Here is a 10788-nt window from a genome sequence, read left to right as displayed (position 1 = left end):
TCGGATCAGGATGCGCGAGAAAACAAAGTCGCATCCCGAAAAGTGCGAAGCGGTTTTCGGATCAGGATGCGCGAGAAAACAAAGTCGCATCCCGAAAAGTGCGAAGCGGTTTTCGGATCAGGATGCGTGTGAGGGCGGCGGTTGTGCATGGCGGCGATGTTTCGCCTTTCACTTGTTTTTCTCAACCGGTTTCAATTTGGGAACGAAATTTCCTTGACCGGAGGGCCCCTGTCATCGTTAGTTAAAAATAAGTTGATAACGAGACCCGCAAAGGGCCGATCAACGGGGACTCTTTTAAAAATGGGAAACTGCGCATGCGTTTTGTCACTTCTGCGATAGCAGGCATGATGGTGCTCTTCGGGGCGGCGGCGATACCGGCCAAGGCCGCGCAATGGAGTGAAGCAGGCGGGCTTACGAGCATTCCTTACGGGCACAAGGATTATTGCGATCGCAACAAGCGCGATTGCGGCGCGCATCGCGTCCTGCCGCCCATGAAGCTGACCCCGCAGCGCATGAAGCTGCTGCAATCGGTCAGCAGCTCCGTCAATCACCGTATCAAGCCGGTCTCCGATCAGGAGAATTACGGCAAGCGCGACTACTGGACGCTTCCCGTCAACGGCAAGGGCGATTGCGAAGACTATGTGCTGATGAAGCGGGCGCAGCTCATGGCGCGGGGCATCAGCCCGTCATTGCTGCTCATCACCATGGTGCAGGGCAGCGAGCCGCATGTCATCCTGACTGCCCGCACCGATCACGGCGATTATATCCTCGACAATCTGCGCGACGAGGTGCTGCCCGTCGAGAAGACGTCGTACCGCTATATCAAGATGCAGTCGCCAGCCAATTCCGGCCAGTGGGTTTCCATCGCCGGGCGGTCGGTCGCCGTCGCGAACAACTGACCGGGAGTACAGCGTTCAACGCCGAACGCTGCGAGGCCGTTTGAATATCATCAAGCCGCATTTCGATGCGGCTTTTTGTTTTTAGGGGTTGCGCGATCAGGGATGGAGCGCGAAAATCACCCCATTGTTCACTCTCATTGGACAATATATCCGGACAGACTGTTCGCGCTTCTTGAACAAAGACACCTTTGTAACAGTCGTGTGATTGCTGGTATATCAATCAATCTATTGTTTTTATTTGATTTTTTAAATCAGTTTGGCTCAAATTAAAAAAATTGGTCGCACAAATGTGTGATCAAGAAAACATTTTCGTGACTGGAACTTTTGCTCACTGTCACCCATTTCAGCTGCATCGGAACGACGAACAAACGCCGCTCCACTTTCCAAGGAGATAGGAAAATGAAGAAGATTGTTCTTGCTGCCGCTGCTCTTGCTCTTACCGCCGGTGCCGCCTTCGCAGAAAACCCGCATGTTGGCGAACCTGCCGATCTTTATGCAAACGACCGCACCCCGGTCGCTGCCCAGAAGCTCGACTACACGGCTCCTGCCTCTATCAACAAGGCAACGGTCTATCAGGATGGTTCGGCTCACCGCTTCGGTGATGCATCGCCTTCCTCTTACCAGAACTAAGAGTCCTTCCGGACTTTTGGTCTTTCCGGTCCCGACGGGCCGGGCATGAATACCCACATTGCATGTCATCCCGAAGGTGTCGGGGCATTTCCTCCCAGATGTGCCTGACACCGTAGGGCGGGCCACGAAGGCCCAGCCAACCGGCGGATTGCCGTTAGACAACCGCCAGATAACCGCCAGTTACCTACCAAGTAACCAAATGTCCCCCCTGAGCCCGAACACGAGCCCGAAATTGAGGTTCGACCGGTGAAAGCCGATTTCGGGGACGCTATGGAAAAGGAATAGAGATATGAAAAAGTTTGCTCTTGCCGCCCTTGCTGTCGCTCTCAGCGCCGGTGCCGCCTATGCCGAAAACCCGTTTGTCGGCCAGCCTGCTGAAATGGCTGCCCAGGACAAGGCCTTCGTGCTCCCCGGCGAAACCCCGGTCGCTTCGACCCGCAGCAACATCGACTATACGGCTCCGGCTGCCATTCGCCAGTCTGCGCCGGTCAGCCAGGATGGTTCGGCTCACCGCTTCGGCGACGCTTCCCCGTCCAGCTACCAGAACTAATCGGTTCTGATAGTTGAGACTCCCGGTCGTCCTGCGTGGCCCTGCGTTCGTCCCCCTCACGCATCAGCCATGCAGGGCAACCGGAAAGCTTTAAAACTATCTCCCCGGAGGATGGCGTCAGTGTCTCCCCGGATTGCCCGGATCAGAGGCATTGCGCCATCCGAAGGGGCGACCAGTTATGAAAAAGGCGACGCCAGCGGCGTCGCCTTTTTCCTTGATATGCCTGCGTTTCAAAGCGCATCCCGAAAAGCGTGGACCGGTTTCGGCGATCCACCAAACAGACGCGTTCTAGTCCCGCAGCAATTCGTTGATCGAGGTCTTGGAGCGGGTCTTTTCATCGACGCGCTTGACGATGACCGCGCAATAGAGGCTCGGGCCCCAGTTTTCGCCGGGAACGTTCTTGCCCGGCATGGTGCCGGCGACGACGACGGAATAGGGCGGCACTTCGCCGTAGAAGACTTCGCCCGTCGCGCGGTCCACGATCTTGGTGGACTTGCCGATGAAGACGCCCATGCCGAGCACGGAACCTTCACGCACGATGCAGCCTTCAACGACTTCCGAGCGTGCGCCGATGAAACAATTGTCCTCGATGATGGTTGGGCCGGCCTGCATCGGCTCCAGCACGCCGCCGATTCCGACGCCGCCGGAAAGATGAACATTCTTGCCGATCTGTGCGCAGGAACCGACCGTCGCCCAGGTGTCGACCATCGTTCCTTCATCGACATAGGCGCCGAGATTGACGAAGGACGGCATCAGGATAGCATTCGGCGCGATATAGGCCGAGTGGCGCACGACGCAGTTCGGCACGGCGCGGAAGCCCGCCTTTTCGAATTCGTTGGCTGTCCATCCGTCGAACTTGGAGGGAACCTTGTCCCACCACGACGACTGGCCGGGGCCGCCCTTGATGACTTCCATCGGGTTGAGGCGGAAGGAGAGCAGAACCGCTTTCTTCAGCCATTGGTTGACATGCCAGTTGCCGTCCGCCTGTTTTTCTGCGACACGGGCTTCACCGCGGTCGAGCAGAATGAGCGATTGTTCGACGGCATCGCGCACTTCGCCGCGCGTTGCCGTATTGATGCCGTCGCGCTCGTCGAAAGCCTTGTCGATTGTCTTCTCAAGGGAGGCGAGGTCTGGCTTGGTCATAAGGTGCGGTCTCCATGAATGGGGCGGCGGAAGGCAGGCGGGAAAGGTCCAGCCCGTTTGCTGGGAAATTGATTAAGCGATGGCGCCATATGGGTCAATCGCGTTCGTGACCCGATTGCGGCGCCACGTTTGAGACAGATTAAGCAATTAGCGCCAGAATGAATGTTCAATTCTATGCATGGCGGAATGAAGGAGCAGGTGAGTAGCATGAACCCGATGGAGAAGTCCGGCTGGACGCCGTTCCCCAATTCAGAGGAAGCTGTCAAGCAGGCGCGAACCGTACCGCAGACGCCGCAGACCGAAGCTTCGGCCTATCGCCTTGCATTCACGGACGACGAGTTCATGACCCGGCGCGACCTGCGCCCGGTGCGTCTGCAGCTGGAATTGCTGAAGCCGGAAATGATTCTGGCCGACCGTGGCATCAAGTCCACCGTGGTCATGTTCGGCGGCGCGCGCATTCCCGAACCCGGCGGCGAGGCCTGGGCGGCCAAGAACGAGGTCCAGAAGAAGAACCTCGAAGCCAACGCCCAATATTACGAGGAAGCGCGCAAATTCGCGCGGCTTTGCTCGGAATATTCCGCCACCACCTATTATCGCGAGTTCATCGTGGTGACGGGCGGCGGCCCCGGCGTCATGGAAGCGGGCAATCGCGGTGCCGCCGATGTCGGCGCGCCGACCATCGGGCTCAACATCGTGCTGCCGCATGAACAGGCGCCAAACGCCTATGTCACGCCCGACCTCTGCTTCAATTTCCATTATTTCGCGATCCGCAAGATGCACTTCCTCATGCGCGCCAAGGCGATCTGCGTCTTCCCCGGCGGTTTCGGCACGATGGACGAGCTTTTCGAGGCCATGACGCTGATCCAGACCAACCGGATGGAGCGCCTGCCGCTGATCCTGTTCGGCAAGGAATTCTGGACCAAGGCGATCAATATCGAGTTTCTGGCCGAGCAGGGCACGATTTCGCCTGCCGATATCGAACTGCTCAATTTCGTGGAAACCGCCGACGAAGCCTGGGGGCAGATCAGGGATTTCTACAAGCTCTGATCGTCCCGGATATTCTGTGCGATGCGCCCGGCCAGAGCGGTTCCGGTTAAAACGGAGTCATGGGGACCGCTCTGTCTCTTTGTTTGTACGCGCATCTATTCGGGCGTTTCTTTTTGCAGCTCATCTTCTGCTCGATAGGGACGAGGACGGTGAACGAGCGTCACCAGCACCACCGAGATGATCATCAGCAGATACCACGAGCCGAGCTTGCTCATCGATACGAACTCCCAGCCATTGCGCTGGTTGGGGTAGAGCCAGGCCCTCGACCATGTGCCGATGTTTTCGGCGATCCAGATGAAGAGCGAGGTAAGCAGGAAGGCGATCAGCAGCGGCATCTTGTGCCGGAAGCGGAAGACGCGGTAATGCATGGAGGTGCGCCAGAAAAGCGCGAAGGTCGTGGCAAACAGCAGCCAGCGCATGTCCTGGATGAAGTGGTGGGCGAAGAAATTGATGTAGATCGCCGCAGCCAGAACCACGGTCATCCAGAGCGGTGGATAGTGGTTCAGCCTGATATCGAAAATGCGGTTGATGCGGGCCATATAGGAGCCGACAGCCGCATACATGAAGCCGGAAAAGAGCGGCACGCCGCCTATGCGGAAGAAATTTTCTTCCGGATAGACCCATGAACCGGCATGGGTCTTGAACACTTCCATCGCTGTGCCGACCACATGGAAGATGAGGATGACCTTGGCTTCCTCCCACGCTTCCAGCTTGAAGACCAGCATGGCGAGCTGGATCGCAAGCGCGGCGAGGAACAGGAAATCATAGCGGGTGACGAACCCCGCTCCGCCATCCGGCCAGAACCAGCGGGTGATGATGATGAGCGCCAGCATGGCGCCGCCGAAAAGGCAGGCCCACGCCTGTTTCAGCCCGAAAACCAGAAATTCGATCAGGGCGTCGGAGACGGGATGGCGGGGCAGGGCATCGAGAACACGATGCGCTGCCGCGTCCAGCCATTTTTCAAGGCCGGTGAAATGCCTATCTTGGCGCAACAATCTCTTCCAGAAACCGGGTCAGGTTGTCGGTCACATAGTCCACCTGATCGGTGAACTCGGGATCGCTTTCCCATATTTCGGAAAAAGTAGGCTCAAAATTGTTCGGCACGACCAGCACGGTTTTCATGCCGAGCGCTTTGGGGACGACCAGATTGCGCGCCAAATCCTCGAACATCACGGCCTTGCCCGCATCGATGCCGAAGGAGCCGAGGAAACGGTCATAGGTGACCCGTTCCGGTTTCGGCGTCAGTCCTGCCGCCACGATGTCGAAGATATCGTCGAAATCATCGAGGATTCCGAGCTGGCGCGCCGCGCGTTCGGCATGGCCGCGATCCCCATTGGTGAAGATGAAGCGACGGCCCGGCAGCGCCTTGATGGCCTCGCCCAGAGCCGGATCGGGCTTCAGCCACGTATAGTCGATGTCATGAACCTTTTGCAGAAAGTCGTCCGGGTCGATCTGATGGCACTCCATCAGGCCTTTCAGCGTGGTGCCATATTCCAGATAGAACTGCTTTTGAATCTTGCGCGCCTCGTCGCGCGGCAGGTTCAGCAGCGCCTCGACATAGCTCGTCATCTTCACGTCGATCTGGGAGAACAGATTGGCGGCGTGCGGGTAGAGCGTATTGTCGAGGTCGAACACCCAGTCCGTGACGTGGGCGAAGGCAGCTCTGTCCGGAATATCGGTCATAGTTTTTTCCTTACGGCACGATCAACGTGCTTCTTTTTTTAAGGCACGATCAACGTGCCGGCACCGTGTTCGGTGAAAAGCTCAAGCAGCACGGAATGCGGGGTCTTGCCGTTAAGGATGACGACGCCTTCCACGCCGCGGCGGATGGCATCGATGCAGGTTTCCACCTTGGGGATCATGCCGCCGGAAATCGTGCCGTCCTTGATGAGCGCCTGCGCATCGGCAACCGACAGTTCCTTGATGAGGTTCTTGTCCTTGTCCAGCACGCCCGGAACATCGGTGAGGAACAGGAGGCGCGTTGCGGCCAGTGCACCGGCAATCGCGCCCGCAAAAGTGTCGGCGTTGATGTTGTAGGTGTGGCCGTCGCGGCCCGGCGCCACCGGCGCAATGACCGGGATCATCTCGGAGCGGGCCAGAAGGTCGAGCAGGGTGCGGTCCACTTCCGCCGGTTCACCGACGAAGCCGAGGTCCAGCACTTTCTCGATATTGGAATCCGGGTCGATGACGGTCTTGTGCGCCTTCCGCGCAAAGACCATGTTGCCGTCCTTGCCGCAAAGCCCGATGGCCCATTCGCCTTCGGCATTGATGAGCGCGACGATCTCCTTGTTGATGGAACCGGCCAGAACCATTTCCACGATCTCGACGGTCTTTTCATCGGTGACGCGCAGGCCGCCTTCGAAGCGGGATTCGATGCCGAGCTTGGTCAGCATGGCCTGAATCTGCGGGCCGCCGCCATGTACGACGATCGGGTTTACGCCCGACTGCTTCAAAAGCGCGATATCCCGTGCGAAAGCCTTGCCCAGCTCCGGATTGCCCATGGCGTGACCGCCATATTTCACGACGACATGCTTGTTCTCGTAGCGCTGCATATAGGGCAGGGCTGCGGACAGGAGTTGCGCTTGCATTTCGGGATTTTCAAGTGTCGTCATCGCGGGCTCCATGGCAGGCGACAGGGCAGGGAGAAACAGGTTTTTCTAGACTGGTTTTGTGGCAATTGGAATCGGCTGCAGCGTATTTTTCGCTTCACCCTTCGCGATTATTTGAATTTGCAGCCGGAAACCTCTGGAATAGAAAGCCTGACGGGATTTTTTAAACGGAATGATTTTTCGAGCCGAATGATTTTTTGAGAACGGTTTCATGCGCAAGATTTTCCTTACCGCCCTCGCATTTCTGATTGGCGCAACCGCGCCCCATGCCGCGCCCCCGCAAACCACCGAGACGATCATCCTTGTCCGCCATGGCGAGAAGCCGGAAGGCGGCATGGGGCAGTTGAGCTGCCGGGGCCTTAACCGTTCCCTGAAACTGCCCGCCGTCATTGCAAAGGATTTTGGCAAGCCGGACGCCATTTTCGCGCCAGATCCCGCAAAGGAGAAGATGGATGACGGCGTTTCCTACGCCTATATCCGCCCGCTGGCGACGGTGGAGCCGACGGCGATCCGCTTCGGAATGCCGGTCGATACGCGCTTCGGTTATGACGAGATCGAAAAGCTGCAAGCCGCACTTGAACAGCCGCAATATGCCAGTGCCACGATACTGGTCGGCTGGGAGCACAAGCAACTCTACAAGCTGGCGAGAAATCTGCTGAGGGACAATGGCGGAGATAAAGCTGCGGTGCCCAAATGGCGTGGCGATGATTTCGACGGCATCTATGTGCTGCGTATCCAGCGCAGCGAGGGGCATTCAAGCGCCCGTTTCGAGCAGTTCAATGAAGGGCTGGACGGGCAGCCTGAAAGCTGCCCCGGCTGACTATCAGGCTTCCTTGATAAGCAGCGCGATGGCCGCTCGCAGTTCGTCGAGACCCACACCCTTTTCCGATGATGTGGCGATGATCCCAGGGAAGCAGGCCGCGCGCTTGTAGGTGAGCTTGTGCGTTTCTTCCAGCAGGCCCGGCACGCCCGCAGGCTTGATCTTGTCGATCTTGGTCAGCACGATCTGGTAGGAAACCGCCGCCTTGTCGAGAAGGTCGAGCACTTCCGCATCGTTCTTCTTGATGCCATGCCGGGCGTCGATCAGCACATAGACGCGCTTCAGCGTGGTGCGTCCGCGCAGGTAATTGAACACAAGGCGCGTCCAGGCATCGACCTGCGCTTTCGGCGCTTCGGCGAAACCGTAACCCGGCATGTCGACCAGGGCCAGCGGCGGCAGGTCGCCATTCTCGCCCGAATAGCCATCCGGCACGAAATAGTTCAGTTCCTGCGTGCGGCCCGGCGTGTTGGATGTGCGCGCAAGGCCCTTCTTGTTGACGAGCGCATTGATCAGCGACGACTTGCCGACATTGGAGCGGCCCGCAAAGGCGATCTCCACCGGGCCTTCCGGCGGCAGGAATTTCATCGACGGCACGCCACGGATGAAAATCCATGATTTCTTGAAAAGCAGGCGTCCTTCCTCGACAAGTGCCGCCTGGGCTTCCCGGACTGCATCCGCCGCTGCCTGAGCGGCCCTGATCGCCGCCTGCTTCTTATCCTGCTCGCTCAATGGTTCTGTCCCGGTCGGTGTGTTCTCTTGCGTACACGCATCAATGTTATGGGCCGCATTGTCAACATGAGGGTACAAAAAACCCCGCCGAAGCGGGGTTCTTTCAAGTCTATTTCTTCGCCTCTTTCGGCTTTCGCTTGAAGAGGCTCTTGAGATTGTCGAAGAGCTCGATCTTCACGCCCTGGCGCTTCATGATGATGCCCTGCTGGGTGATGGAGAGCAGGTTGTTCCATGCCCAGTAGATCACCAGACCAGCCGGGAACGAAGCCAGCATGAAGGTGAAGATCACCGGCATCCAGGTGAAGATGGCAGCCTGCGTCGGGTCCGGAGGCGTCGGGTTCATGCGCATCTGCAGGAACATGGTGATGCCCATCAGAAGCGGCCAGACGCCGATCATCAGGAAGTGCGGCACGGCGAAAGGCAGCAGGCCGAACAGGTTGAAGAGCGAAGTCGGATCGGGCGCTGCAAGGTCCTGGATCCAGCCGAAGAACGGCGCGTGGCGCATTTCGATGGTGACATAGAGCACCTTGTAAAGCGCGAAGAACACCGGAATCTGCACCAGCACCGGCCAGCAACCGGCCAGAGGATTGATCTTCTCTTCCTTGTAGAGCTTCATCATCTCCTGCTGCTGCCGCATCTTGTCATCCGCATATTTCTCGCGGATTTCAGTGAGCTTCGGCTGCACCAGCTTCATGCGCGCCATCGACTTGTACGACTTGTTGGCAAGCGGGAAGAACAGGCCCTTCAGCAGAACGGTGACGACCAGAATGGCGACGCCGAAATTGCCGGAGAACTTGTAGATCCAGTCGATGAGATAGAACATCGGCTTGGTGATGAAGTAGAACCAGCCCCAGTCGATCAGCAGTTCAAACTGCTTGATGCCGAGCGTTTCCTCGTAGTTCTTGATGAGGGAAACCACTTTCGCGCCTGCGAAGACATGGTTCTTCACCGTCTGGGTCTGGCCCGGCGCAATGGTCATCGGCGCGCCGAGGAAATCGGCCTGATAGCGCGGACGGTCATTGGTGAAATGCGAGAAACGGCCGGTGAACTTTTCGTCCTGCGGCGGAATGAGCGTCGCCGCCCAGTACTTGTCGGTGATGCCGAGCCAGCCGCCCTGGACATCCTTGAACGAGATGTCCTTGTTGTCCTCGATCTTGGAATATTTGATTTCCTGCAGGCCGTCCTGACCCATGACGCCGATCAGGCCTTCATGCAGCACATAGGTGGCGCTGGCATGTTCGGGCTGGTTGAAGCGGGTCACGCGGCCATAGGAAGCAAGCGAGATCGGCGCACCGGAATTGTTCACGATCGTGTCCTCGACCGAGAACATGTAGGATTCATCGACCGAGATGATGCGCTTGAAGGTGATGTTCTTCTCGTTTGTATAGGTCAGCGTAACGGGCGTCGTCTGCGTCAGCCTGTTATTGCCTTCCACGGTCCAGACCGTGTTCGGTCCGGGGACGGGACCGGTGGTCTCGTTGCCGGTGAAGCCCAGTTCGACGAAATAGCCCTGCTGCAGCGGCGACGGCGCGAGCAGTTCGATGTTCGGCGAATTGTTGTCGACGGTCTCGTGATAGTTCTTCAGGAAGATGTCATCGAGGCGGGCGCCGGTCAGGTTGATCGAACCGCGCAGCGAAGGCGTGTCGATTTCGATGCGCTGCGTCTGGGCAACGGCTGCCTCGCGGGTCAGCGTGCCGCCGCCGGCTGCAACATCGCTGTGACCGGGAACGTTCCCGGAGGCGGCGGGCATCTGCGGCGTGTCGCCGTTCTGGCTACCTTGCGCCTGCTGCTGCGTCGCCTGTTGTTTTTGCTGCTGCTGCTCCTCAATGCGTGCCTGCTCCCGCTGGGCTTCCGATTTCGGACCCAGATAAAACACTTGCCACAGCGTCAGCACGAGGATGGACAGGGCAATGGTGATGAAGAAATTACGATTATTTTCCATTGACGGGTCCTGATTCCGGTCTTTCCGTTCGGCGTTTCCCATCGCCCCGCCGTTCACCCTTCGCCTTGATGCGGCGGGAGAGTTCTTCGGTCAGTCGCGAAAAGGGCGCAGTGAGGGCTTGCTCGCGCGCTACGATCACATAGTCGGTCGAAGGCGCCATGTCACGCCCTGCGTGACAACGAACCGCTTCTCTGAGCCTGCGGCGGATGCGGTTTCTTATCACGGCGTTGCCGTTCTTCTTCGTTACGGTGAAACCTGCACGGGGTTTGTCGCCGATCCTGGCGGCTTGCGATTCCTCTTCGGTCCGTTCCCGGACTTCAAGAAGAAACAGTGGACCACGTCGCTTTTCACCATTCCTCAAAGCCAAAAACTCCGCTCTCTTGCGAAGGCGGAGTATTTGTTTCGGCTTGTTCATTTCT

General features: G+C 58.1%; 13 protein-coding genes. 5 read left to right on the top strand and 8 right to left on the bottom strand.

Going from position 1 to position 10788, the window contains the following annotated elements; translation table 11 throughout:
* The first annotated feature begins 347 nt into the window (after window positions 1-347).
* The 3 genes from ABWW28_RS13485 to ABWW28_RS13475 all read left to right on the top strand — a co-directional run bounded on the left by ABWW28_RS13485 (window position 348) and on the right by ABWW28_RS13475 (window position 2079).
* Entirely contained in the window at window positions 348-899 is a 552-nt protein-coding gene (locus ABWW28_RS13485; protein WP_006472292.1) for a transglutaminase-like cysteine peptidase, read from the top strand.
* Window positions 900-1298: 399 nt separating this feature from the next.
* Window positions 1299-1529, top strand: a complete 231-nt coding sequence (locus ABWW28_RS13480; RefSeq protein WP_006472293.1) for a hypothetical protein — start codon at window positions 1299-1301, stop codon at window positions 1527-1529.
* A gap of 289 nt (window positions 1530-1818) precedes the next feature.
* Window positions 1819-2079 (top strand): hypothetical protein, encoded by a 261-nt coding sequence (locus ABWW28_RS13475; protein WP_006467574.1) that lies wholly within the window; start codon window positions 1819-1821, stop codon window positions 2077-2079.
* A gap of 288 nt (window positions 2080-2367) precedes the next feature.
* On the opposite strand, the gene dapD is transcribed toward ABWW28_RS13475, so the two are convergent.
* Window positions 2368-3222, bottom strand: coding sequence for a 2,3,4,5-tetrahydropyridine-2,6-dicarboxylate N-succinyltransferase (gene dapD / locus ABWW28_RS13470; protein ID WP_006467573.1), 855 nt, complete (start codon window positions 3220-3222; stop codon window positions 2368-2370).
* A gap of 207 nt (window positions 3223-3429) precedes the next feature.
* Here dapD and ABWW28_RS13465 point away from each other — a divergent pair, with 207 nt between their 5' ends.
* Window positions 3430-4269: an LOG family protein gene (locus tag ABWW28_RS13465; RefSeq protein WP_031346854.1), complete on the top strand. Its 840-nt coding sequence runs from the start codon at window positions 3430-3432 to the stop codon at window positions 4267-4269.
* 95 nt (window positions 4270-4364) lie between these two features.
* Here ABWW28_RS13465 and ABWW28_RS13460 read toward each other — a convergent pair whose 3' ends face one another.
* Genes ABWW28_RS13460 through ABWW28_RS13445 form a run of 4 tightly spaced genes read right to left on the bottom strand, consistent with a single transcriptional unit; the run spans window position 4365 to window position 7091 of the window.
* The gene (locus tag ABWW28_RS13460) at window positions 4365-5261 is read right to left on the bottom strand and encodes a DUF817 domain-containing protein (RefSeq protein ID WP_151659047.1); all 897 of its coding nucleotides are present in this window, start codon (window positions 5259-5261) and stop codon (window positions 4365-4367) included.
* On the bottom strand, window positions 5248-5952 hold the full coding sequence (locus tag ABWW28_RS13455) for a pyrimidine 5'-nucleotidase (protein ID WP_025090810.1): 705 nt from the start codon (window positions 5950-5952) through the stop codon (window positions 5248-5250). Before ABWW28_RS13455 ends, ABWW28_RS13460 begins: the two co-directional genes overlap by 14 nt.
* A 38-nt stretch (window positions 5953-5990) precedes the next feature.
* On the bottom strand, window positions 5991-6881 hold the full coding sequence (gene argB, locus ABWW28_RS13450) for an acetylglutamate kinase (protein ID WP_006472297.1): 891 nt from the start codon (window positions 6879-6881) through the stop codon (window positions 5991-5993).
* 45 nt (window positions 6882-6926) lie between these two features.
* On the bottom strand, window positions 6927-7091 hold the full coding sequence (locus tag ABWW28_RS13445) for a hypothetical protein (protein WP_021587101.1): 165 nt from the start codon (window positions 7089-7091) through the stop codon (window positions 6927-6929).
* On the opposite strand from ABWW28_RS13445, the gene ABWW28_RS13440 reads away from it, so the two are divergent.
* Window positions 7090-7698 carry a hypothetical protein gene (locus ABWW28_RS13440; protein WP_021587100.1) on the top strand — a complete coding sequence of 203 codons (609 nt, stop codon included), beginning with the start codon at window positions 7090-7092 and terminating at the stop codon, window positions 7696-7698. The two genes, ABWW28_RS13445 and ABWW28_RS13440, sit on opposite strands and share 2 nt — an antisense overlap.
* A gap of 3 nt (window positions 7699-7701) precedes the next feature.
* Here the strand turns inward: ABWW28_RS13440 and yihA are convergent, their stop codons facing one another.
* The 3 genes from yihA to rnpA all read right to left on the bottom strand — a co-directional run bounded on the left by yihA (window position 7702) and on the right by rnpA (window position 10784).
* On the bottom strand, window positions 7702-8472 hold the full coding sequence (yihA, locus tag ABWW28_RS13435) for a ribosome biogenesis GTP-binding protein YihA/YsxC (RefSeq protein ID WP_425598872.1): 771 nt from the start codon (window positions 8470-8472) through the stop codon (window positions 7702-7704).
* A gap of 64 nt (window positions 8473-8536) precedes the next feature.
* Window positions 8537-10369, bottom strand: a complete 1833-nt coding sequence (gene yidC / locus ABWW28_RS13430; RefSeq protein ID WP_021587098.1) for a membrane protein insertase YidC — start codon at window positions 10367-10369, stop codon at window positions 8537-8539.
* Entirely contained in the window at window positions 10359-10784 is a 426-nt protein-coding gene (rnpA, locus tag ABWW28_RS13425) for a ribonuclease P protein component (protein ID WP_036565519.1), read from the bottom strand. The genes yidC and rnpA overlap by 11 nt, the downstream gene beginning before the upstream one ends.
* Window positions 10785-10788: the final 4 nt, after the last annotated feature.

The sequence above is a fragment of the Brucella sp. NBRC 14130 genome (assembly GCF_040371715.1).
Lineage (GTDB): Bacteria > Pseudomonadota > Alphaproteobacteria > Rhizobiales > Rhizobiaceae > Brucella > Brucella intermedia.
Note: the sequence above shows the minus strand (reverse complement) of the source record. Positions and strands in the feature narration are given on the sequence as shown.